The 24,905-nt window shown below is 36.5% G+C and carries 18 protein-coding genes; all 18 read left to right on the forward strand.

The features are described 5' to 3' along the window. Positions 1-20: 20 nt before the first annotated feature. The gene (gene gatC, locus AAAT26_RS01955) at positions 21-311 is read left to right on the forward strand and encodes an Asp-tRNA(Asn)/Glu-tRNA(Gln) amidotransferase subunit GatC (protein WP_004696952.1); all 291 of its coding nucleotides are present in this window, start codon (positions 21-23) and stop codon (positions 309-311) included. 11 nt (positions 312-322) lie between these two features. Beyond that, positions 323-1,783, forward strand: a complete 1,461-nt coding sequence (gene gatA / locus AAAT26_RS01960; protein ID WP_077708460.1) for an Asp-tRNA(Asn)/Glu-tRNA(Gln) amidotransferase subunit GatA — start codon at positions 323-325, stop codon at positions 1,781-1,783. Then, positions 1,780-3,228, forward strand: coding sequence for an Asp-tRNA(Asn)/Glu-tRNA(Gln) amidotransferase subunit GatB (gene gatB, locus AAAT26_RS01965; RefSeq protein ID WP_123137913.1), 1,449 nt, complete (start codon positions 1,780-1,782; stop codon positions 3,226-3,228). The genes gatA and gatB overlap by 4 nt, the downstream gene beginning before the upstream one ends. Positions 3,229-3,394: 166 nt before the next feature. Beyond that, positions 3,395-3,811, forward strand: coding sequence for a DUF308 domain-containing protein (locus AAAT26_RS01970; protein ID WP_123137914.1), 417 nt, complete (start codon positions 3,395-3,397; stop codon positions 3,809-3,811). A gap of 63 nt (positions 3,812-3,874) precedes the next feature. Next, positions 3,875-5,713, forward strand: a complete 1,839-nt coding sequence (locus AAAT26_RS01975; protein WP_123137915.1) for a B12-binding domain-containing radical SAM protein — start codon at positions 3,875-3,877, stop codon at positions 5,711-5,713. 108 nt (positions 5,714-5,821) lie between these two features. Continuing rightward, on the forward strand, positions 5,822-6,787 hold the full coding sequence (mnmL, locus tag AAAT26_RS01980) for a tRNA modification radical SAM protein MnmL/YtqA (protein ID WP_123137916.1): 966 nt from the start codon (positions 5,822-5,824) through the stop codon (positions 6,785-6,787). An 8-nt stretch (positions 6,788-6,795) separates the two neighbouring features. Then, positions 6,796-7,809 (forward strand): PhoH family protein, encoded by a 1,014-nt coding sequence (locus AAAT26_RS01985; protein WP_024061834.1) that lies wholly within the window; start codon positions 6,796-6,798, stop codon positions 7,807-7,809. Positions 7,810-7,811: 2 nt separating this feature from the next. Beyond that, a complete protein-coding gene (gene ybeY, locus AAAT26_RS01990; RefSeq protein ID WP_021148196.1) occupies positions 7,812-8,288 on the forward strand; it encodes an rRNA maturation RNase YbeY in 477 nt (158 codons plus the stop codon). Beyond that, positions 8,281-9,180, forward strand: a complete 900-nt coding sequence (gene era / locus AAAT26_RS01995) for a GTPase Era (protein WP_077708456.1) — start codon at positions 8,281-8,283, stop codon at positions 9,178-9,180. Before ybeY ends, era begins: the two co-directional genes overlap by 8 nt. A gap of 54 nt (positions 9,181-9,234) precedes the next feature. Further along, positions 9,235-10,566 carry a hemolysin family protein gene (locus AAAT26_RS02000; RefSeq protein ID WP_004695947.1) on the forward strand — a complete coding sequence of 444 codons (1,332 nt, stop codon included), beginning with the start codon at positions 9,235-9,237 and terminating at the stop codon, positions 10,564-10,566. Beyond that, complete coding sequence (gene recO / locus AAAT26_RS02005; protein ID WP_077708455.1) at positions 10,553-11,257, forward strand: DNA repair protein RecO; 705 nt, start codon at positions 10,553-10,555, stop codon at positions 11,255-11,257. Before AAAT26_RS02000 ends, recO begins: the two co-directional genes overlap by 14 nt. Before the next feature lie 64 nt (positions 11,258-11,321). Then, entirely contained in the window at positions 11,322-11,843 is a 522-nt protein-coding gene (locus AAAT26_RS02010) for a hypothetical protein (protein ID WP_077708454.1), read from the forward strand. Between the two features lie 96 nt (positions 11,844-11,939). Further along, complete coding sequence (locus AAAT26_RS02015; protein WP_012864410.1) at positions 11,940-12,743, forward strand: DUF3100 domain-containing protein; 804 nt, start codon at positions 11,940-11,942, stop codon at positions 12,741-12,743. Next, positions 12,736-13,197 (forward strand): hypothetical protein, encoded by a 462-nt coding sequence (locus AAAT26_RS02020; RefSeq protein WP_077708453.1) that lies wholly within the window; start codon positions 12,736-12,738, stop codon positions 13,195-13,197. The genes AAAT26_RS02015 and AAAT26_RS02020 overlap by 8 nt, the downstream gene beginning before the upstream one ends. 132 nt (positions 13,198-13,329) lie before the next feature. Continuing rightward, entirely contained in the window at positions 13,330-14,649 is a 1,320-nt protein-coding gene (locus AAAT26_RS02025; protein WP_077708452.1) for an amidohydrolase, read from the forward strand. A gap of 134 nt (positions 14,650-14,783) precedes the next feature. Next, entirely contained in the window at positions 14,784-16,649 is a 1,866-nt protein-coding gene (locus AAAT26_RS02030; RefSeq protein ID WP_024062585.1) for a ShlB/FhaC/HecB family hemolysin secretion/activation protein, read from the forward strand. Positions 16,650-16,680: 31 nt separating this feature from the next. Further along, complete coding sequence (locus AAAT26_RS02035) at positions 16,681-23,319, forward strand: two-partner secretion domain-containing protein (protein WP_024062584.1); 6,639 nt, start codon at positions 16,681-16,683, stop codon at positions 23,317-23,319. Positions 23,320-24,029: 710 nt separating this feature from the next. Continuing rightward, entirely contained in the window at positions 24,030-24,905 is an 876-nt protein-coding gene (gene glyQ / locus AAAT26_RS02040) for a glycine--tRNA ligase subunit alpha (RefSeq protein ID WP_021148183.1), read from the forward strand.

Genomic DNA, 24,905 nt, shown 5'->3' on the forward strand with positions numbered 1-24,905 from the left:
TTATGAAAGGATGTGTCTCGATGAAAATCAGCCAAGAGGAAATTAAAAAAATCGCCTTACTTTCACGCTTGGAAGTTAAGGAAGAACATATGGCACATGTAGAAAAAGAGTTGTCCGACATCTTGACTTATGTTGCTGAACTAGATGCATTAGAACTTGATGGTGTGGAGCCTATGGCTCATGCAGTACCATTGCACAATGTATTTAGAGAGGATGAAACAAAACCATCCCTTGATCATGATTTAGCTTTATCCAATGCTCCAGAAGCAGAGGATGGGTACTTTAAAGTACCTCGCGTTGTACAAGAATAGGAGGTTTCGCTGTGGCAACAATTCATGAATTACACAAGAAACTAGTGAATAAAGAAATCAGCGCTGTTGAATTGACGAATGCTGTTATTGCACATAAAGCGAAAGTGGAACCGACTGTACATGCGTACTTATCCGATTCTCATGATCGTGCTTTGGCTACAGCTAAGCTTGTAGATGAAGCAATTGCTAAAGGTGATGCTATTTCCCCATTGGCAGGTATTCCTGGTGCAATTAAAGATAATATTTGTATTAAAGATGAACCTGCAACATGTGCATCTAAAATGTTGGAAAACTTTGTGCCTCCATACAATGCGTCAGTTATTGAACGTTTACAAAACAATCATTATATTAGCCTTGGTAAACTTAATATGGATGAATTTGCTATGGGTGGCTCTACAGAGAACTCTGCATTAGCTAAAACATCTAATCCTTGGAATGCTGATTGCGTACCAGGTGGTTCTTCTGGCGGTAGTGCAGCAGCTGTATCCAGCGGGTCTGCTATTTGGGCTCTTGGCTCCGATACTGGTGGGTCTATTCGTCAACCAGCGTCCTTCTGTGGCGTTGTAGGCTTAAAACCAACATACGGTAATGTATCTCGTTATGGTTTAATCGCCTTCGCATCCTCTTTGGACCAAATTGGACCTATTACTCGTGATGTAACAGATGCTGCTTTAGTATTAAATGCCATCTCTGGTCATGATGCGAAAGACTCCACATCCATTCCAGGTGCTCGTGTAGATTACACTACAGCTCTTGTAAATGATGTACAAAATCTTAAAATCGGTGTGCCAAAAGAATTCTTTGGCGAAGGTCTTAATAGCGAAGTTCGCAAAGCTATGGAAGAGGCCATCGAAACGTATAAAAAATTAGGTGCTGAAATCGTTGAGGTTTCCTTGCCTAACTCTAAATATGCATTATCTGCGTATTATATCATCGCATTAGCAGAGGCAAGCTCTAACTTGGCTCGTTATGACGGTGTAAGCTATGGTATGCGCGTACCGGCGGATAATTTAGTAGAAATGTCTACTAAAACTCGTACAGAAGGCTTTGGTCCAGAAGTACAACGTCGTATCTTGTTAGGTACATATGTATTGAGTGCTGGTTACTATGATGCTTACTATTTGAAAGCATTAAAAGTTCGCCGCCTCATTAAAAATGAATTTGATGAAGCATTCTCCAAAGTGGATTTGATCTTAACACCAACTGCACCTAATACGTCTTATAAATTTGGTGAAAAAGCAAATGATCCATTGGCAATGTACTTAGAAGATATCTGTACAGTACCAGCAAACCTTGCAGGTATTCCAGGTATTAGCATTCCAGCAGGTATGAGCAGCAGCAATTTGCCAATTGGCTTGCAATTGCTCGGCCCTGCTATGGGTGAAGAAACATTGTTACGTGCCGCTTTCACATTTGAACAAGCACGTCCAGACTGTCAATTAGTAGCACCAACTGGGGAGGTTTCTCTATGAGTAGTAAATACGAAACAGTCGTTGGTTTAGAGGTTCATACAGAGCTTAAGACTAAGTCTAAAATCTTCTGTGGTTGTACCACTGAATTCGGCGGCGATCAAAATACACATGTATGCCCAGTATGCCTAGGTTTACCTGGTGCTATGCCTGTGTTAAATAAACAAGTAGTAGAATTTGCTATCAAAGTAGGTTTAGCATTGAATTGTGAAATCCTTAACTTTAACAAATTTGACCGTAAAAACTACTATTATCCTGATTTGCCTAAAAACTATCAAACATCTCAATATGATTTGCCAATTTGCCTAAATGGTCATTTAGATATTGAGGTTAATGGTGAAACTAAACGCATTGGTATTACCCGTATTCATATGGAAGAAGATGCAGGTAAACTCGTTCATAGTGGTAATACTATTTCCGACTCTAAATCTTCTAATGTTGACTACAACCGTACGGGTGTACCTCTTCTTGAAATCGTATCTGAACCAGATATTCGTTCCGGTGCAGAAGCGCGAGCATACGTTGAAAAATTACGTTCTATTTTACAATATTTAGAAGTATCTGACGGTCGTATGGAAGAAGGTTCTTTGCGTGGTGACTGCAACGTATCCGTACGTTTACGTGGCACTACAGAATTTGGTACACGTACAGAAACTAAAAATGTTAACTCTTTAACTGCAATTCAAAAAGTTGTTGAATATGAAGCATTGCGTCAAGCTAAGTTAATCGAAGCTGGCGGCAAAGTAGATCAAGAAACACGTACTTGGGATGATGCTCAAGGCATTACTATTGGTATGCGTAAGAAAGACGAAGAAAACGACTACCGTTACTTCCCAGAACCAGATTTGGTACCAATCGTAATTACAGACGAAAAAATCGAAGAAGTGCGCCGTGCATTGCCAGAATTACAAGATGCTAAAATTGCACGCTTTGTATCTGAATATGGTTTGTCTCGTGAGGATGCTACAATTCTCACAGTATCTCGTAAGACTGCAGACTTCTTAGATGATACTGTTAAAGCAGGTGCAGATCCTAAAACTGTGGCCAACTGGATGCTTGGTGACTTGTCCAAGATGATTAATGAAAGTGGTTTAACATTTGCTGAATCCAAGGTAAGTCCTGAAAACTTGGCTGGTATGATTGCTCTTATCGATAAAGGTACAATTTCCGGCAAAATTGCGAAAAAAGTTATCGTATCCATGTGGGAATCCGGCAAGGATGCTGATACTATTGTAAAAGAGGAAGGTCTAGTTCAAATCACAGATACTGGTGCTATTGAAGAAATTGTTAAGCAAGTTATTGCTAATAATCCACAACCAGTAGCAGACTTCAAGAGTGGTAATGGTAAGGCTATAGGCTTCTTAGTTGGTCAAGTTATGAAGGAATCTAAAGGCCGAGCTAATCCGGGAATGGTAAATGAATTACTTAAAAAATTCTTAAATGACTAATCTACGTGTAAGCATATATTAACATTAATCAATATATAAAAATACAATCCCTTCAGATATATGGCTTTATATCTGAAGGGATTTCTATTTGCCATTATGATGGTAAAATATGGTATAATAAATTGTATAAAATCAATTAGTATTTGTTCATATAAAGGAAATACATATGAATGATCAACACAATATAAACAATAATCAAAATACATATAGAAATGGTAAATCAGATGATACTTATAGTCGCAGTACTTATTCTGGTGAACCTAATACACGCGTATTATCCGACGATGAGAGACGAGAATTTGATGGTGTAACTATTGAAGAGGTAGGCGATTCCGTCCATGTAGATTCAACGCCAACTAATATCAATGACGAGCAACAATATTACGATGAAAACAATCAATATGAACCGAAAGTTAAGGTGTATAGCTTTAATAGTACAAGCTGGCTTAGTCGAATTATATTGTTCATTGTTTTAGGGATTATTTTGGCTGCTGTTGTATTCTTTGGCAGTATCATTCTCACTGTCGCATCTGTTGTTATTTTAGTGGGTGCTATTATTTCTATTATATTTAGTCTCTTTTAATGGTATAATACATATATTATGACTAGACGGTGGCTGAGCCATTCGATGATTTAAAGGGGACCTATGAACGTAGTTTTATCCACATTAAACTCAAAATTTATACATTCTTCTCTGGCTTTGCGTTATCTCAAAGCGTATGGGCAGGCTCACGGACAGGCATACGATATAGTAGAATATACTATTAATATGCCTGTTTTACATATTCTTAGCGATATTACAGAGCGCAATATAGATATATTGGGCTTTGCTTGCTATATCTGGAATATTGAGATGACTTTACATGTAGTAGACATGGTGAAAGCTGTGCGACCAGATATTAAAATTATTTTAGGTGGGCCGGAGGTGTCTTTCACAGCCGATGAAATCTTAAATCGTTGTGCTGCTGTGGACTATGTCGTACAAGGTGAGGGGGAAGAAGCTTTTTATCAACTTATTAGTGCACTAATCGCTGGCAATGATGGCTTAGAAGAGCAGATTCCTGGCGTACGTGGTCGACACATTTCTGGCCGACTCCTGGGCTCTACTGATACGGTGGAGGTAAAAGATCTGAGTACTATACCATTCCCATATGTAGAAGAGGATATGATAGATTTAGAACATAAAATCATCTACTATGAATCCTCTCGAGGGTGCCCATTCTCTTGTCAGTACTGTTTATCTGGCAATAAAAATACAGTTCGCTTTTTTCCGCAGGAAAGAACTTTTAAAGAACTACAGTGGTTTATCGATCATAAGGTAAAACAAGTTAAATTTGTTGATAGAACTTTTAACTGTGCGCCACATCATCATCGACCTATGATGGAATTCATGCGTGATGCCGATACGGAGACGAATTTCCATCTAGAAATGGAACCAGAGCTAATGACGGAATGGGAAACAAATATTCTTTGTGAAACACCACCAGGCCGTATTCAAATTGAGGTAGGGGTTCAAAGTACACATAAGAAAACCTTAGATGCTATTAATCGATATAATGATTGGCCGTATATTCAAAAGGCTATTCGCCCTATTATTGAAGCAGGCCGAACTCATGTGCACATGGATTTAATTGTAGGCCTGCCTTACGAGAATAAACAGCGGTTTGGATTATCCTTTAATGATCTTTTTAGTTTACAGCCACATGCGTTACAAATTGGATTTTTAAAACTGTTAAAAGGTTCTGGTGTACGCCGTATGGAGGAGTATCAATATATTAGTGATCCCTTAGCGCCATATGAGGTATTAAGTACTCACGTGCTCCCTTATAGAGATATACGTTTCTTAAAACACTTTGAAGATGTCTTTGAACGCTTTTATAATAGTGAACGATTTAGAACTGTGTTTGGCTATATTGGTAGTAAGCTTATAAAAGAACATACTGATACATCTATAACTGGGGAAGATACAGAAACTAATCATGTACCACCTATGAAAAAGTATGATCCTTCTAAAGTGGAGACAAAAAAAGATGCTTTTTCCTATTTTTGTGACATGACACAGGCTTGGCTCGATGCAGGTAATCATAAGATTAATTTGAAAGATATAGATCAAATAGAGTTCTTGTACAATTTTTTCTTGTCTAAAGGTGATACAGTAGCTGCCGAATTATTACAATATGATACACTCGTTAGCTATCGTGGTAAGGTCCGCAGTGAAGCCGTAGGTTTACCAAAACAGACAAAAGAACTTTTACAAGAAGGGGAAGCATTTTGGCGCAATGAAGAAATTGCATCTCAGTATATCCCTAACTATACATTTAAAGAGTGGCGCAAAATTCGTCAACAATATGTAGAAATGCCTATGTCTGAAGATACGGCTAAAGTGTTAGGTATAAAGAATGTACCAAATGTACCTTTTACAGTTGTAATCGACGTAAATAAAGAGGTAAAACCTTTTATACGTCCTGAAATAGAGGCTTGTTAGTAATATAAAAATAGTTTATCTAATTTTTTATAATCAAAAGATTAGAGAATTTATGATAGTTGAAATATTACATAATAAGCGATGATTGGTTAGTTTAATAGGAGTATTATGACCGATACAACGAGATCAAAACGATACCGCATGGTATCTAAATATTATAAAGAAACATATGGGGAAAAGGTTTATAAATTACCTGTAGCACTACCCTTGACCTGTCCTAACAGAGATGGTTCGGCTGGTGTTGGAGGCTGTACCTTTTGTGGTGAAATTGGCGCGGGATACGAAAATCGTCCTGCCTGGATGACGGTGCGCATGCAATTAGAGGAAAATATTGCTCACATAGGCCCTAAATATAAAGCAAAGAAGTTCATCCCTTATTACCAAAACTTTAGTAATACCTACTTGAATCTTGATGATTTTAAAAGCTATATTGAACAAGGTTGTATTGATAAAGCCGTGGGCATTGCTATTGCAACAAGACCCGATTGTATTGCCGATGAATATCTTGAGATATTAGCTGATATTAGGGATCGCTTTCATAAGGATATCTATATTGAGCTAGGTCTTCAAACGGTTAACTATGATACATTAGAGAAAATTAATCGCGGTCATGATTTAGCCCAGTTTATTGATGCCGTATTACGGATTAAGCGATATGGATTTAACATAACTACTCATATGATAGTTAATTTACCATGGGATACAATGAAGGATACAATCGAAGGGGCTCGTATTTTATCTGCACTCGGTGTTGATCAAGTGAAACTACATGCTTTGTATATTGTAAAAAATACATTGATGGCCAAGTGGTATCAAGAGGGTCAGTTTACCCTAATTAGTGCGGAAGAATATGCTGATCGGGTTGTTAATTTTGTACGTCATTTACATCCTGACATTGTTTTACAGCGTCTTGTAGGGAGAGCACCTGAAGATAATACGCTTTTTACAAACTGGTCTATGGGTTGGTGGCGCGTACAAGATTTAATTGATGATAAACTAGACGAACTAGATGCTCATCAAGGTGATCTCTGTGATTACCTAAATGGTAAAGCAGTTCGTAAATTTATAGATTAGGAGGTTGTATGAGCGAACAAGTATTTACATTTCCTACATATGACCTAGCACAATCCATACTAGGTCAACATAATCGATATCTGCATATGATGCTTGAAGTCATCTCTGCAGATGTAGTGGCACGAGGTGATACGGTAGTTATAAAGGGCGATGAAAAACAAGTAGAAGCTCTCTATCGTACCCTTGAAGAATTAGTATTCCTTTACCGTGAAGGTAGTACCATAACTGAGTCTCAAGTGCGTATTGCGGCTAAACTTGTGGCTAATGGTAAAGCTGATGCCGTACATACTATGTTTGAGGATACTTTATCCGTTAATATGCGTGGTAAAAATATTACGCCTAAAACGGAAGGTCAAAAATACTATGTAGATAGTATCCGAAAAAATACTATTACTTTTGGTATTGGTCCTGCTGGTACAGGTAAAACATTCCTAGCAGTAGCTTTAGCTGCATTCTATTTAAAAAACCGCAATGTAGATAAAATTATTTTGACACGCCCTGCTGTAGAGGCAGGTGAACGGTTAGGCTTCCTACCTGGTGAATTACAAGACAAGGTTGATCCTTATTTAAGACCTCTTTATGATGCATTACATGAAATGTTTGGTATCGAGCAAGTACAACGTTTTATGGAACGTGGTACTATCGAGGTAGCACCACTAGCGTATATGCGTGGCCGTACATTGGAAAATGCCTTCGTCATTCTCGATGAGGCTCAAAATACGACGGCAGAACAGATGAAAATGTTCCTAACTCGTCTAGGCAACAACTCTAAAATGGTAGTCAACGGTGATAAGACACAAATTGACTTACCTCCACGTGTTGTGTCTGGCCTCGGCGAGGCTGAAAAGGTATTGCGTCATGTACCTGGTATTAATATGGTTTACTTTAGCGATCAAGACGTTGTTCGTCACGATTTAGTAGGTCGCATTGTAAAAGCTTACGATGCATATCACGAACGTAAGTTAGCTGGTGAGACTACAGAATCTAACGCAGTATCCAAAGAGAATGTAGCGAAAGGATAAGTATGTATATACACATTAGCTATGATGAAGGAATTCAAGAGGATTCCAATATTGAGGCTGTTATACGCAAGGTCTGCGATGAAGTGAGTCGCGTATATGGCCTCGAAGAAGATGAAATGAGTATTTTACTCTGCAATAATGCTAAAATTCACGAGCTTAATAAGGAATATCGAGGCATCGATAGACCAACGGATGTATTGTCCTTTGCCCTCAATGAAGGGGATGATTACGAAGGTAGTAAAGAGGAACATCACTTACTTGGTGATATGATTATTTCCTTAGAGCGTACTCGTGAACAAGCTATTGAATATGGACATAGTTTTGAACGGGAATTAGCATATTTAACGACTCACAGTTGCTTACATATTTTAGGCTATGACCATATGAACGACGAAGATAAAAAAGAGATGCGCACAGAGGAAGAATTTATCCTAGGTAACTTGGGTTATGTGCGGGAGGATGCACCATATAATGAATAAGAACGAACATTTTAAATCAGGCTTTGTTGCCGTTGTAGGACGCCCTAATGTAGGTAAATCTACCTTAATCAACGCTCTTATTGGCGATAAGATTGCTATCGTATCCGATAAGGCTCAAACAACGCGTAACCGTATCATCTGCGTATATACGGATGAATCCAAACAAATCGTATTTATGGATACACCTGGTGTGCATAAACCTAAGCACAAGTTAGGCGAATTCATGGTAGATGCTGCTATTGAGTCCTTAAAAGAAACGGAAGCCGTTTTATTTGTCGTAGCAGGCAATGAAAAACGTGGTCCTGGGGATAATTTTATTATTGAACAATTGAAACGTGTAAAGGTTCCTGTATTTTTGGTAGTCAACAAAATTGATACACTCAAAAAAGAAGAGCTTTTAGAAGCAATCGTTTCTTATCAAGATGCATATCCTTTTGCAGGTGTCATTCCTATTTCTGCAAAAGATAAAGAGAACTTATCTGAAATTCTTAAGGTTCTAGAGGAAACCTTGCCGGAAGGTCCACAATATTTTCCGGAGGATATGATTACGGATCAACCGGAACGCCTTATTATTTCCGATATCATTCGTGAAAAAATCTTGTTAGCTACACGAGATGAGATTCCTCATGCTATCGCTGTAGACGTAGATGAAATGAAAACACGTGATGATGGTACTACCTATATCCGCGCTACAATCTACTGTGAAAGAGACTCTCAAAAGGGAATTATCATCGGTAAAAAAGGTGCTTTGTTAAAACAACTTGGCGCTGAAGCGCGCGCAGATATTCAAAAGCTATTAGCTACAAAGGTGTACTTGGACCTTTGGGTTAAAGTAAAAAAAGATTGGAGAAATAAATCTGGTATGTTATCTGAACTTGGTTATAGAAAATAATTTGATATAATAAAAAGAAATAAGTGTTTCCATATTCATATGAAAGGAATAAAGATGGATAGTGTAGATGGCCTGTTACCCATAGGGTTTGGTCTGTTATGTATTTTTTTAATTAACTTTTTTGTGGTTGCAAAGTTCTCCTTTGCACGCCTTCGTAAAGAACATGTAGAGGATATGGACATCCTCTTGGAGAAGGATAGAGAATTTTTATTAAAGCTTTATCAAAATCCTGAGTATTTTTTAAATACTACACAGTTTTTGATTCTATTCTTTATTTTGGCCCTTGCAGGCACAGGTACTTTTGTATTTGATAATATTGTTGATCGTATAGTGGCGGTTCTTAATATTCATAGTACTTGGATGCATTTGGTACTAGATATTATTCTATTACTATTAATTAGTTTAATCGTCCTAATTTTCGGTGAAATTGTACCTAAAGCATTGGGCTTATCCTTCCCTACAAAATACGTAAATACCTATAGCCGTATCGTCGTGGCTGCAGGTAAATTGGTGTATCCATTTATTTGGATTGCTAGTAAAATCTCCAATGTTATTTTAGGCTTTTACAAAACAAAATATTTAACAGAGCTTGATCTTGTGTACTCAGAAGAAGAAATTCGCATGATGATTTCTCGAAGCCACGAGGAAGGGCAACTGGACCAAGTAGAGTCTGAGTTAATCGATAATGTTTTTAACTTCGTAGATCGCATGGCGAAAGAGGTTATGGTGCCTCGTCAAGATGTAGACTGCGTATTCGTTGAAGATGGTTACGATGAAGCGATGAAGGTTATCCGCTCTAAAGTACATACACGTTATCCACTCTGTGTAGAGGATAAGGATCACATTATTGGACTCGTTCATATTAAAGATTTAATGGAACGCCCTAATCAAGCCCGTAAGGATTTGCGCAATATTAAACGAGACATTCTTACTGTTCCAGAGGTAATGAAATTATCTACCTTGTTGCAATATATGAGAACGCGCCGTATATATCTAGCTGTAGTAGTAGATGAATATGGTGGCATGGTTGGTCTAGTAGGCTTAGAAGATATTATCGAAGAGTTGGTTGGGGACATACAAGATGAGCATGAGCCGCATTTACCAGCTACGATGTCCTATGCAGATGGTTCCTTCGAGTTTGATGGCAAGGTCCTCGTAGACGAAGTAGAAGAAATTATGAATATTGAAATTGATAATTCTGATTCTGATACAATAGGTGGCTATGTCTTTGGTTTATTAGAACGTACACCAATCGTAGGTGATACGGTGGATGCTCATGGTTACACCTTTGAAGTTACTCAAATGCAAGGATATCGTATCTCTCGCATTAAAGTAACACCTATACCAGTAGAGGAACCAACGGAAGAAGAAAATGAAGAAGCTTAATGGTGGTTTTAATACGCCAGCCATCGTCATAAGTCGAAAAAAGTATAAGTTGTATTCCGTATTTACGTTTATTACGCCTAGCTTGGGACTTATTAAAGCATCGATTCCACATAAGCGAATGATGACGATGCGCAACAGCTCCTATTTACGTCCATTTAGTGCCATGTATATTACAGTTGTACCGGATGGGGAATATGTAAATGTTACGCAAATTGATGGCTCCTATGTGGTGGAATCCTTAGATGTAAACCTCGATAATATTGCTTATGCAGCAGTAGCGAGTGAGCTCATTCAAGAGTTATTTGCCATGTATGACGTAGATCGCAAGGTCTTTGATACTGTTGTAAACTATTCCAAGCAAATTCGACGTCGCAATGTACAATTGGGAACGATAATGCTCGGATGGCAACTATTATCTCTCGCAGGGGTTGTCCCTAGTGCTAATGCTTTTAACCATCAAGACGGAATTGAGCCATTCTGGATGCAGGTGCGGGAAACTACAAATCTTAGCATTTCTCGTTCTGTGAAAGCTACATTACCTCAGATTCTAGCTTACCAGTGGGGTGAAGATACGCCTTTAGAATTTCCCAAAACAATTTGGAAGGAACTTGAAAAACTACTATTTGCCTACTGTGAGCAAGAAATTGGTAAACCATTACAAAGCGTTAAATTTTTAAATTCCATAATTTAATGACAGTAAAAGGCAGTTTGAGACATCAAACTGCCTTTTATTGAAATGTATTATGAGGTACTATATGGATATAATATTTTCTTCGTTGCCTATAGACAAAATAAATAAAGATAAAACTTTAGATTTACAAGAAATTCAACAAATATATAATTTCCTTTTAACTAATGACTATTATATATTTTCTGATTATGCGTTAGTAAATAAGTTATTTCAAATCATGGTTTTAAACAATCGTTGGGATTCCAAGATAGCACTTAGATACTTTGAATACTTATGTTTTCTAAGTTGGGAATATGAAGCCATCATTGTTAGAGACCTTTTATTAGATAATCATGTTAGTTTAGCTGGTGAATTTTGTTTAGATACAGAATTAGTTAAAGATGGACTAAGTTATTTTAGAGATGATGCCATTTGGAGGGGGAAAGATTATGATAGTGACACTATTCCGGCATGTATGTCTAAATGGGCCATTTACTATGATGAAGAAGAACAAAGGTTTCATAAAGTAAAACCATCAATGATAGAAAATATTATTATTGAGGTAGTTGATGCTGAACAGGGACTCTATATTATTGGAAAAAAATAATTCAAATAGACAAATGTACATCTGTAATTGACACTTTTAATAACAATTATTTATAATATAACAATGTTATATTATGTATTTTTACAGGAGGTCATTATGCAGCTTTTGGGAAATCTCAAAATACATTTTCTAGCGCTCGTACTAACTGTAGTCGCTGAATTTATAGGCATAAAAAAACTAGGTCCTGTTGTATTATTGCCATTATTGTACACATTGATTCTAGGTTTATTAATTTCTATTCCTAAGTTTAAAATTCTTACGATTAAACAGATGGAAAAATCTGCCGATTATATCGGTATCGCCGTTATGATCTTGATGGTAAAAGTAGGACTTGGTATCGGTCCAAATCTTGGTATTCTTACAAGTGCTGGCTGGGCATTGTTATTACAAGAGCTTGGTCACTTCTTCGGTACTATTGTATTTGGTTTACCAGTAGCTTTGCTAGTAGGCATGCGTCGCGAAGCAGTAGGTGCTTGTTACTCTGTAGACCGTGAGCCAAATGTAGCGATTATCATCGATAAATTCGGTTTTAGCTCTCCAGAAGGCCGTGGCGTTATGGGCATGTACATCTGTGGTGTTCTTATCGGCGCTATGTGGTCATCTGTATTGGCAGGTATGTTAGCACAATCTGGCTGGTTTCATCCTTTGGCATTAGCTATGGGCGCTGGCGTAGGTAGTGCTAGTATGATGGCGGCAGCTACAGCTCCAATCATTGCAGTATATCCTGATTACGAACAACAAATTATGGCTCTTGCAGGGGCTGCAAACTTGTTGACTACTGTTCTAGGCGTATACTTTGGTTTATTTGTTTCTTTACCAGTTATGGAGAAAACATACAACTTCTTTACAGGTCGTACCCGGGAACAAGATTTAGCAGAGGAGGCAGCACATCATGAGTAAAAGTGAAAGATTAACACAGTTTGTCATCGTTATCTGTATTGCTGCTATCATCACTGCAGTCGGTAATGTAATGGATGGTAAACTTCTATTTAGCGATAGTTTAGTTGGCGTAGCTATCTTGGCAGCTCTTGCTACAATCGGTGCTTTGATCTCTAACTTGCCATATGCTAATAAATTGCCTATGGTATTCTGGGTGTCTTTAGTTGGTGTTATTGCATCCTTACCAGGTATGCCTGGTCAAGAATGGATTATCGCAAAAACTAGCCAAGTTACATTCTTAGCTACTACAACACCTGTACTTGCCTATGCAGGTTTATCCTTAGGTAAAGACCTTGGTGCATTCCGTCGCTTATCTTGGCGTATTATCCCTGTTGCACTAGCTGTAACAGCAGGTACTTTCATCTGTGCAACAGCATTAGCCCAATTAGTACTTCATTTAGAAGGTTTAATTTAATACTAAATCATAATGTTAGATGTCTAAATTATGTTAAGATATAATTATAGAATTATATTTTAGAAGATATCTATACATCATGATGACATGATCGACCGTATTTTATACGGTCGATTTTATAAAGGAGATATTATGAGCCGTATGACAAAGGAAGAAGTAAAGCAACGTGTTTGTAAAGCTATTGTTGATGCACAACCGCGTTTACGAGAATTGGCTGAATCTATTATGGCTGAACCAGAATTGGGTTTTAAAGAGGTAAAAACCTCTAAAAAGGTTCAAGCTATGTTTGATGAACTTGGCATTTCTTATACTACTGGCCATGCATTGACAGGTGTAAAAGGTAGAATGAAAGGTCGAGATAGTAAATATACGGTTGCAATGGTGGGGGAATTAGATGCCATTCTCTGTCCTCGCCATCCTCGTGCCGATGATTTAACAGGGGCCGCCCATTGCTGTGGTCATAATGTACAAATTGCGAATATGTTTGCTGTCGCTATGGGTTTACAAGCTGTGGTGGACGAATTAGCTGGCGATGTTGTATTATTTGCTGTTCCGGCAGAGGAAATGATTGAAATTGATTACCGCAATAAATTGCGTGAGCAAGGTAAGCTTAAGTATATGGGTGGTAAGCAACAGCTCATCTATGAAGGAGCTTTCGACGATATTGATATGGCTATGCAAATGCATGTGGAGACAGCCAAAACACCAGCTGGTGAAATGGGGCTTGGTAGTACCTCTAATGGTTTTGTATCTAAACTGATTGAATATCACGGTAAGGTAGCCCATGCAGCACAAGCACCTCATGAAGGCATCAATGCTCTTAATGCTGCTTTGATGGGGGTTATGGGGGTTAACTCCATTCGTGAAACTTTCAAAGAAAGCGATTATTTCAGATTCCACCCAATCATTAATCAAGGTGGTACATTGGTAAATTGTGTGCCTGATTATGTTCAAGTTGAAAGTTACGTGCGTGCCTCTAATATTGAAGCTATTGTAGATGGCAATCATCGTGTAAACCGGGCCTTAAAAGCCGGTGGCGATGCAGTAGGAGCCACATGTGTTATCCATGACCTACCTGGTTATTTACCGATGCGTAATGATGAACGTATGAATGCTCTATTACGAGAAAATTCAAATCCTATCTTTGGTGAAGCCAATATATACCAAGGCCCACATATAACAGCTAGTACAGATATGGGGGACGTATCTCACTTGATGCCGGTCATCCATCCATGGGTTGGTTGTATAAGTGGTGTACTACACAGTGCGGAATATGAAATCTCTGTACCTGATGTAGCGTACATTAAAACAGCACAAGCATTGGCTATGACAATCGTAGACTTACTATACGATGATGCAGCAGGTGCTAAAGATATATTAGACAACTTTACACCAGCCTTAAATAAAGAAAGCTATATTGAACTCTTAGACCGTATTGCTAAGGGTGAATAAAATAAACCGCCTATCGAAGATGAATTGATTTATCTTTGGTAGGTGGTTTTACAGTTTAAACTCTCTATTGACTGTCAAGATAAAAACATAATAAAATATAAAACAGATTTATATTTTATTACAAAAGGAGCAATATGAAAAAGAGAGAGTTATTATTCTGTCTAAGTTTAGTGTGTATGGTACCAATACATATTTTGGGTGCTAAACCTATTGATACTCAAGAACAACTAGATAGATCGAGAGAACAACAACTAGCGAGAGAGGCGCGGCTTGGAGAGGGACGAATTACAGTACAAACAGGTGGAATAGATTTTTCATCTGGTTCTTTAACACCACAAGATGGTTATACAGTACCGGCACAACAGCCAGCACATGTAGAGCCATCTTTTTTTGTATCTCATATCCGTGTTGTAGAAGAACCTATTAGTCAGTCTGCAGAATTAACATATAGTAATATGATAAATACTACTATGGATCAGACGACATTTGTGGATAATAGTTCTGCAGCAAGTGTACGATTAATTAAAGGTCCATTATATTATGAAGCACAAAAAAAGAAGATACAATTAGATGTGCCTAACGAGTTTACGTTTCTACGTAAAACAATTAAACCATTTGTAAATCGCAAACTTACAGTTGAAGATGTAAATAGATTATCTACTAGCTTAAATACTGCACTTATAGAACATGGATACGTCACGTCTCGGATTGGTATTCCATCCCAATCATTAGCTTCAGGTAATCTACAATTTAATTTACAACTCGGTCGCGTAGAGTCTGTCTTATATAAAACGTATGCACAACCATTGCCATGGCAAAATGCATTTCCTATTCGTGAAGGGGATATCCTTAATATTCGAAATATAGAACAGGGGATAGAGCAAATGAAGCGGATTGGTTCTCAAAATGTGTCTGTTGAGCTTGAGCCAGGAACAAAACCGTTAGCTACGAATATTGTACTTGAAACTACTAAAAAACCACCAATTCATGGAATGATATCCATAGATGATTCTGGACTAAAAGATACTGGTAAACTGCAGTGGACGGCTGCAATTGGAGTTGATAGGATATTTAATGCTAATGATTCATTAAACTTAAGTATTAATCGAGATGCTGCTCAAGATGGTGAACGAAAAGGTAGTCGAAACCATACTATTTCTTATTCAATACCTAGAGGGAAGGACACCTTTAGTATTTCCTATAGTGATATGAAATATCATCAAACGATTAATTCTATGGCTACTCCATTTATTAGTTCTAGTCATGCAAAGACTGTAAGAGGTTCGTGGAATCATGTATTTCATCGAGATCGAATGACTAAGCGTAGTTGGGATATTATTATCAGCAAGCGTAATGCTAAAAATTATATTAATGATGTAGAAATTGCTGTACAACGTGCTAATACAGCTTCTTTAGAAGTAGGTATATCAGAACGTAGATACATAAAGAAAAATACATTATACTCTAGAGCAGCTATTAAACAAGGGGTTGGTTGGTTTGGTTCGCAACCAGAATATGGTAATGGAGCGCCTAGTACTCGATATACTCAACTATTGTTAGATGTCGATTATCAAATTCCACGTATATGGGGACATAGACCAGCAAGTATAACTACATCTTTCCATGGACAATGGACATTAGGGGATAAACGTTTATTCTCTAGAGATATGATTAGCCTTGGGAATCGATATACTGTACAAGGATTTGATGGTGAAAATACACTAATGGCTGAAAGTGGCTGGTATATGCGTAATGAGGTTGCTAGTTACATCCCTAAATGGAAATCAAGTGTTTATGCTAATATTGATTTTGGCGCCGTATATGGTCCAAGTACAGAGGTATTTACAGGAAAATTTATTGCTGGTACTAGTCTTGGGATAAGAGGGCAATTTATATCTGGATTATTCTATGATGTATTTGTTGGGGCTCCTTTATATAAACCAAGTGGTTACAAAACTGATTCTGTAACCGCAGGTTTCCAAGCAGGTGTGCGGTTCTAATATAGTATACGTATTAATTGAGAGAGTAAATATGAAACAAAAACGATTACAATATAAAATTGCAGTATGGCTTACTATGGGGCTAATGATCGTTGACCCTTTAGTCGTACCGTTTGTATATGCAGAAAATCCTATAGAGGTAGATCGAAATGCGCCACATGAAAGACAAGCCATGATTGGACAAGCTGCTAATGGTGTCACATTAGTAAATGTCGTAGGCCCTAGCGCTGGTGGAGTATCTAGAAATGATTATACTAACTTTAACGTACCACAAAATGGTGTAATTCTTAATAACTCTTACCAAATGTCTAATACCAAGCTTGGTGGATATGTTCCTGGTAATACTAATATGATGCGTGGTTCTGCCAATGTCATTGTTAATGAGATTACTTCACACAATCCAACCAATATGAACGGGTTTATTGAGGTAGCAGGTCATAAAGCTTCAGTAGTTATAGCAAATCCTAATGGTATTACTGTAGATGGTGGCGGATTTATCAATACAGATCGAGCAGTATTAACTACAGGTAAACCTGAATATGATTTATCAGGAAATCTAAACTCATATCGGGTGGAGCGAGGAATTGTTGCTATTAATAGAAACGGTCTTAATGCCAAAGAGGCTAACTCGTTACAAATTTTAACAGAAGCAGCGAGTGTAAATGCTGGAATCTGGGCAAATTCGATCGAAGCTCGCACGGGTAAGAACAAAATAGATGCTAATACATTAGACACGCAAAAAATTGGTAATTCTAACAATATTGGCTTAGATGTATCCGCAATTGGGGGTATGTATGCAAATTCTATTACTCTGAAAGGGACCAATACTGGTCTTGGGGTAAATGTTAAAGGTGTAGTAAGTTCTTCACAAGCCTCTAGTATTACTAGTGATGGTCAAATTGTAGTTGATGGTGGCGTTACAAGTAATGGCAATACTATTTTAGATGGACAAAGTATAGCAATTCATTCAAATGGTGTGGTTCAAGGTGATTCCTCTACAACTGTACATAGTCAAGAAAAGGTAAACAATAATGGTCTTATCAACTCTGGAAATACTACAACTATAAATGCTAAATCTATAGATAATCATGAAGGTGGACGTATTTATGGTGATACAGTAGATATTAAAGCTAATATAGTTACAAATCATACTAATAGTGAAATAGAAGAACGCTATCATAAAGCTGGTAAAGAGCTAGAAAAGGCAAAAAATGAACTTGATGCTGAATGGAATGCTGATATATCTAAATATAAGACCAAGCCTGAGTTAGACGCACATCGTCAACGGATTAATGATTTAACAAAAGCGTATGATGATGTACAAGAGAAAGTTACTGCTCTTAAGGCAGAACTAGATTCTCATAAGTCTGGTGTAATTGCGGGTCGTAATCACGTTAATATAACTTCAAATACAATAGATAATACTGGTAAAGGTCTCATTTATAGTGGTGGAACTATGGACTTTATTGCTAAAGATGGTATACATAATAAAGGGGCGACTATTAAAGCTACAAAGTCTATTAAACTTGATACTCCTACAGTAGAAAATAATAATGTTGCGTTAGGAACCAAGCGTGTTTCAGATGGGATTACTAAAAATCCAGATAAAATAAAAGTTACTCATCCAAATCATAAATTAGAAGGTCAGGTATTTGATAAGTCTGAGTTCCCATATGCTGATGATTCAAGTGGTTATGGTACACCGCATGTAAAACCAGTTAAAACGCCTGAAGATGAAGCTTATAATAAGGAAATGAATAAGAATGAGAACCGAATAAATCAGTTTACAATCATTAGAAGTGAAGCCGAACAAACTCACAAAAAGATTACCAATGATGATCCAGGTATCATTAGTAGTGGTGGTGATTTAGTAACTACTGGTATACTTTATAATGATAATAGCAGCGTGATTTCAGGAGGAACTTTTAAAACAAAGGGCTCTATACAAAACATATCAGATATGATTAGTGATAAAACCTTTATTACTGGAACTACTCAAGAGAGTAGAACCGAAAAGAAAAGGAAACGTCATGGTTATAGAAGTAAACGTATACGTGTTTGGGGCCCTGAAGTCTTTATGACACCGTCGATTACTGAAGAAAATGTAAAACCAATTGGTACTCTAAAAGAGCACGCTGAAGATAAAGTATCCAAAGCTACTATTGCAAAGGTCAATGATAGTTTAGATCCATATGGTCTGGGTGGGGGCAAAGGTAAAGCAAGTCAAACCATAGATGGTTTATCGTTACCAACAGAGGCACTATATGATATTCATCCTGCTATTACGGCTAATGCTTTGATAGAGACTGACCCTGCTTTTACTAATCGAAAGAATTTTTTATCCTCTCAATTTATGATTGATGCGTTGACAAATAATCCTGAAAGAAGATTCAAACGTTTAGGTGATGGATTCTATGAACAGCAACTTATTAATGAGCAAATAGTATCAGCTACAGGTAAACAGTATTTAGAAGGTTATACAGATAATGAAGCTGAATATAAAGCATTATTAGAGGCTGGTGTAGCTTTTGGTAAAGCTTTTAAATTAACACCTGGAATTGCCTTATCTAAAGAACAAATGAAAGCTATAACGACTGATATGGTGTGGTTAGAAACTAAAACAGTTGTAGTAGATGGAAAAGCTCAACAAGTTCTATATCCTAAAGTATATTTAGCGAAACAACCTGCAAAATCTGTTGATGCAATGGGTGGAATCATAAGTGGTAAAGCTATTGTTAGCAACACTAATGCAGATATTCTAAATCAAGGCATTATGACTGCAGATACAATTGTATTAGGGGCTAATGATGTAGAAAATACAGGTCGTATAGATGGACGTAAAGTGACTATTAAGGCATCTCAAGACGTAATAAATACTGGTAATATTCATGGTGAGAAACAGGTTAATATTAATGTTGGTCGTGATATTAATGTAGGTGCTCATGTAAATAGATTACAACATCACGATATTGTTGGTCGCCAAGGAACTATAGGTGTAGGAGAAAAAGGCGATTTAGTTTTATCTGCTAAACGAGATGTTAACCTTAAAGGTGCTATTGTTTATACTGGAGATAATTCTAAAGCAACGATTGAGGCTGGTCAGAATATTAATTTAACAACAGAGGCATTATCCGCTAAAAAGGATATGACTGTTAATAGTGAGAATTATAATCGCACAGATCGTCGTACTGAATTAGGTACAGCTATTTTAAGTGATAGTAATGTTAATTTACATGCAGGAAATGATGTAAATATCCGCAATGGTATTGTTAATAGTGAACATGGTGTCACATCTGTTGAAGCTGGAAATGATGTTACTATTACAAATGGGCAAAGTTATAGTCGTGATGAATATGGTCTAAAATACAAAGAAAAGAGTTTACTATCTCGTACAACTAATATCATACGTACAGATCATGAACGCACAGGTGTTTTATCTTCAACAATTGGTGGAGATACGATTAATGTGAAAGCTAATCGCAATGTTTCGGTAACAGGTTCTAATATTTTGGGAACAAAAGATGTATCCGTATCTGCAGGTAATGACGTGCGTACAGATTCAGGTGAAGAAACACAACGTGATGATGTATATCAATATAGTAAAAAATCTGGCTTAATGGGCGCTGGTATAGGCTTTACTATTGGTAGTAAAAAAGTGACTGATACAACAGATGGCAGATATAAAAATCAAGTTGCTACCAATATTTCTTCCTCTAAGGACGAGATAAATGTTAGTGCTGGTAATTCAATTCACAGTACAACAACAAACTATTTTAGTAATAAACCGATAGACTTATCTGCTCAAAATGTAACGGTTGATGGAAAACATAATACTGCACATGTAGTGCAAAGTCACGAGGAGAAGCGTTCCGGTCTTACTGTAAGTGTTGGTGGTCAAATTGTTAATGAATTGAATGCTGTTCAGCAACTTGGTAAGCGTGCTAACTCTAGAAAAAATAGCAACTTATCAACATTAGAGTATCTTGAGGCTGCAAATACTTTAAAACATGCTTATAATGATGGGACTTCTTATAAAAATGCTAAGATAGAAAAACTTGTAGAAAAAGAAAAAGATATACTTGCTAAGGCTGATGAACTTAATAAAGCATATCAGGCAGAACATCCTGAAGAGAGCAATGCTATGCATCCAGATGTAAGAACAGCGATTAATAATGTAAATAATAGAATTAAAAAAGATCGTTTACTCAATATACAAGTAGGTATTGGTTCAAGTAAATTTAAACAGCATAGCGAACTTAATCAAGAAAATTATATAGGTAGTTCTATAGGGAGCAAAAATAATGTAAGTATTACTGCAGATAGTGATAATAGTGACAAAGGAAATATTCATATTAAAGGTAGTATTGTAGAGGCTCCAAAGGTTAATCTAAATGCATCAAATAACTTAAGTATAGATGCAGGAACGAACTCTTTAGTACAACGCGATACATATACAAGCTCAGGATGGTCTGTTGGTGCCACAGTTAGTCCTCACGGTAATGGTGTTATTGGTTTAGATGCTAATGTGTATAAAGGTAAAGAAAATGCATTAGAGACAACTAAGACGCATACTGGAACTGTTATTCGTGGTAAACAAGTCAATACTGTCTCTGGAAATGATACAGAAATTATTGGTTCTAAGGTCATCGGTGAAAGTGTGACCACAAAAGTTGGACATAATTTGAATATTGAAAGTTTACAAGATACGAATGACTACCATAAAATAAGTAAAAATAAAGGTATATCTGTATCTTATGGAATGAGTGGACCTGTAAGAGTTGGATTTGATAATTCGAGAGGCACTACAGACAGTCACTATGCAAGTGTTACAGATCAGGCTGGTATATACGCAGGTGATGGTGGATATAATGTACAGGTAAATAATGCAACTACACTTACAGGTGGTATAATTAAAGGGAGTCCTGATAAATCCAAGAATAAATTATCCTCTAATTCTTTAAAAATGAATGATATTCAAAATAAAGCATCCTATTCAGCAAAAACTTCTGGATATAGTTTATCTACAACTAAACGCTCTAAAAATAATCCGATAGGTATTACTGGCAGCCCTAAAATGGGGATTCCTGTGAAAGGTAATTCTAAATCAACTACTCATTCTGCCATCAGTGAAGGTATCATTGAAATTGCTGAGAAAGAATCTTTAGAAAAGATTAATCATGATACGGAACAAGCATTAAATAAACTAGCACCGATTTTTGATAAGAAAACAGTAGAAGAAAAACAAATTCTTTTATCTAAAATTTCTGATCATGGATATAAATTAATTGGTGATATTGCTGTTAGCGAACAAAAAAAATATGTAATATTAGCTGAATCTGCTGAAAATGCTAATAATGAAAAATTAGCAAAAGAATACTTGGACAAGGCTAAAAAATGGGATGATGGTGGAATTTATAAAGTTGCTTTACATGGTGCGCTTGGTGCAACTATATCGAAGCTTTCTGGATATGATTCTTTTAATGGATTTAAAATTAGTGCAATAAATGAAGTTACACAACCACTTCTAAGAAAAATCGATAATCCTGACATGCAAAAGTTAGTTAGTATAATTTTAGGGAAAAGTATTAGTGATCAATCAATAGCAGTGCCTTTGATAAATTCAGCCGTTGATAATAATTGGTTGACCCATGACGATCAGCTAAACTTGTTACGTGATTATAGAAGTTTTAAGTATGGAGAAATTAGTTTAGACGAATGGGTTAGAAAACTTGCTTATTATGATACCCTTATGTGGTATGAATACAATCATAATTCAATCTATAAAACTAATAATGAAACATCCATACTTTTAAATGGTGAATTGGAAAGTAGTATACCAGAAGTAATTGGATCGGGTTCATTCCAAGATATTATGAACAATTTAGTATATAAATATGTTACATCAAATGGCCTAGAAGATTCATTTAGTATGTACAAACAAGAGGCTAGTTCTAGAATTGTTTCTTCTAATAAAGCATATGAAGACTCCTTGCTAAATGACTATATTGATAAATATGGTGTAGAAAAAGGGCGTGCATTATATGGATATGAAAAACAGAAACGTGATAGAATCAATAATAATTCTATTAATAATTTAACTTTAAGTGTTGATAAAGATATTTTATATAATAACCACACTAGTACAACCAAAATATTTGACTATAATTTAAATTCTAATAATCCTAATGATACTATAGAAGTTAGTAAACCTACTAATAGTATAAGTACTAGAGATTTAGAAAAGTCGGTTTTAACTAATACTACATCTGAGTTGACCAATCAACCTTTAAAGGGGTATTTATATTATACTGAGAATGCTAAACCTGCTTTTAGAGTAGTTAATAGATTGGGGGGGGTTTTTAGTATAGGAAGCATGACAAATGATTTTGTGCAAGACTATTATACCTATAGTGGAACCAATTTAGTTAAAGCTTGGGGGACAAATTTAATTCCTCCAATAGGCTCTGCAATAGGAGGTGCTTATGGTACTGCAGAAGGATTCAAACTAGGATATCCTTATGGACCAATTGCGACAGCAGTTTCATCTTATTCTTTAGGAACTTTAGGAAGTATTTCCGGTGGAATAGCAGGAGATATAAAAAAAATGGAGCTACGACAAGATATTCCGACAGATGAAGAGATTAGAAAACGAGGTGAAAATAATAAATGAAATTAGTATATTATTTTGCTACTATATCCTTGTTTTTAGCATTTGCCTATAGTGTAATTCAATATATTCGAAGATCTAATGAGGACATAAATGAAAAATATAGATTAATTAGTTTAGGAATATTTTTAGTTGTATTTTTTGTGGATTTTAAGTTCTTAGATGATATAAATAAACAATTTAAATATCTAGTTGAGTTTTTACTATTATCATTCAGTACCTACTTGTTTTCGCTAATATTTAAAAATAGTAACCATAAATGGATTTACTATTTATTTACTTTCTTTACTATATTGCTATTTTTAATGGCTATCTTATTTTCTATATAATTTTATTCAAGTTATATATTTAGCTAGATATAGGTATTAATTTATTTTTCAACATATATTTGGGGTAAAAGTTTTAGATAATAGTTTGACATTCATCCCTCTCTATTGCTACAATATTGTGTATAATATATGCGATGAAGCAGAGTAGTAAACCTCTCTAGCGAGTGAGGATGGTGTAAGCTCACATTTGGTTGAAGGCGCTGTAGAGCATTGGCAGGAACGCAGGTATCTGTTAGTAAAGGCCAACATAGAAAAAAGAGGGCGCAAGCCAAATAGGGTGGAACCGCGGGTATACTCGTCCCTGTAACGTTTTTCGTTACAGGGACTTTTTTGTTTGTAACGAAATGGTTGATTTTATGTCGGTTGTGTAAAGTGGAGGCAGCAATGACATTTCAAGAGATTATTTTAAATTTACAAAAATTCTGGAGCGATCAAGGTTGTATCGTTCAAAATCCATATGACATAGAAAAAGGTGCAGGTACAATGAATCCTGCTACATTCTTACATGCTATTGGTCCTGAACCATGGGCTGTATGTTATGTAGAGCCTTCTCGTCGTCCAGCAGACGGTCGTTATGGCGATAACCCTAACCGTTTGTTCCAACATCATCAATTCCAAGTTATCGTGAAACCATCTCCAGATAACATCCAAGAATTGTACTTACAATCTTTGGCTGCATTGGGTATTCATGCTGAAGATCACGATATCCGTTTCGTTGAGGATAACTGGGAATCTCCAACATTGGGTGCTTGGGGTCTTGGTTGGGAAGTATGGCTCGACGGTATGGAAGTAACTCAGTTCACATATTTCCAACAAGTTGGTTCCATTGATTGTAAACCAGTTTCCGTAGAAATTACATACGGTTTAGAACGTTTGGCTATGTACATTCAAGGCGTAGAAAACGTATATGACCTTAAATGGAATGAAAATGTTACATACGGTGATGTTTGGCATGCTAACGAAGTTGAACAATCCGTATACAACTTTGAATTAGCTGATACAGATATGCTTTTCAAATTGTTTGATATGTACGAAGCAGAAGCAAAACGCGTTTGTGCAGCTGGTTATGTATTACCAGCTTACGACTATGTATTGAAATGTTCCCACACATTCAACTTACTTGATTCCCGTGGCGCTATTTCCATCAGCGAACGTACTGCTTTCATCGGCCGCGTACGTGCATTGGCTCGTATTTGTGCACAACAATACCTCGCTAAACGCGAAGAGTTAGGTTTCCCACTTTTGAAAGGAGATAAATAA

Origin of the sequence: Veillonella parvula, assembly GCF_040094895.1 — a bacterium.
Lineage (GTDB): Bacteria > Bacillota > Negativicutes > Veillonellales > Veillonellaceae > Veillonella > Veillonella parvula_L.

Bases quoted from the DNA above. Each gene is read 5' to 3' on its own strand.
- AAAT26_RS02015 (WP_012864410.1), top strand. From the start codon at position 11,940: ATGCAGCTTTTGGGAAATCTCAAAATACATTTTCTAGCGCTCGTACTA.
- AAAT26_RS02010 (WP_077708454.1), top strand. From the start codon at position 11,322: ATGGATATAATATTTTCTTCGTTGCCTATAGACAAAATAAATAAAGAT.
- AAAT26_RS02025 (WP_077708452.1), top strand. From the start codon at position 13,330: ATGAGCCGTATGACAAAGGAAGAAGTAAAGCAACGTGTTTGTAAAGCT.
- era (WP_077708456.1), top strand. From the start codon at position 8,281: ATGAATAAGAACGAACATTTTAAATCAGGCTTTGTTGCCGTTGTAGGA.
- AAAT26_RS02000 (WP_004695947.1), top strand. From the start codon at position 9,235: ATGGATAGTGTAGATGGCCTGTTACCCATAGGGTTTGGTCTGTTATGT.
- gatB (WP_123137913.1), top strand. From the start codon at position 1,780: ATGAGTAGTAAATACGAAACAGTCGTTGGTTTAGAGGTTCATACAGAG.
- gatC (WP_004696952.1), top strand. From the start codon at position 21: ATGAAAATCAGCCAAGAGGAAATTAAAAAAATCGCCTTACTTTCACGC.
- mnmL (WP_123137916.1), top strand. From the start codon at position 5,822: ATGACCGATACAACGAGATCAAAACGATACCGCATGGTATCTAAATAT.
- AAAT26_RS02035 (WP_024062584.1), top strand. From the start codon at position 16,681: ATGAAACAAAAACGATTACAATATAAAATTGCAGTATGGCTTACTATG.
- glyQ (WP_021148183.1), top strand. From the start codon at position 24,030: ATGACATTTCAAGAGATTATTTTAAATTTACAAAAATTCTGGAGCGAT.
- AAAT26_RS02030 (WP_024062585.1), top strand. From the start codon at position 14,784: ATGAAAAAGAGAGAGTTATTATTCTGTCTAAGTTTAGTGTGTATGGTA.
- ybeY (WP_021148196.1), top strand. From the start codon at position 7,812: ATGTATATACACATTAGCTATGATGAAGGAATTCAAGAGGATTCCAAT.
- AAAT26_RS02020 (WP_077708453.1), top strand. From the start codon at position 12,736: ATGAGTAAAAGTGAAAGATTAACACAGTTTGTCATCGTTATCTGTATT.
- AAAT26_RS01975 (WP_123137915.1), top strand. From the start codon at position 3,875: ATGAACGTAGTTTTATCCACATTAAACTCAAAATTTATACATTCTTCT.
- recO (WP_077708455.1), top strand. From the start codon at position 10,553: ATGAAGAAGCTTAATGGTGGTTTTAATACGCCAGCCATCGTCATAAGT.
- AAAT26_RS01985 (WP_024061834.1), top strand. From the start codon at position 6,796: ATGAGCGAACAAGTATTTACATTTCCTACATATGACCTAGCACAATCC.
- AAAT26_RS01970 (WP_123137914.1), top strand. From the start codon at position 3,395: ATGAATGATCAACACAATATAAACAATAATCAAAATACATATAGAAAT.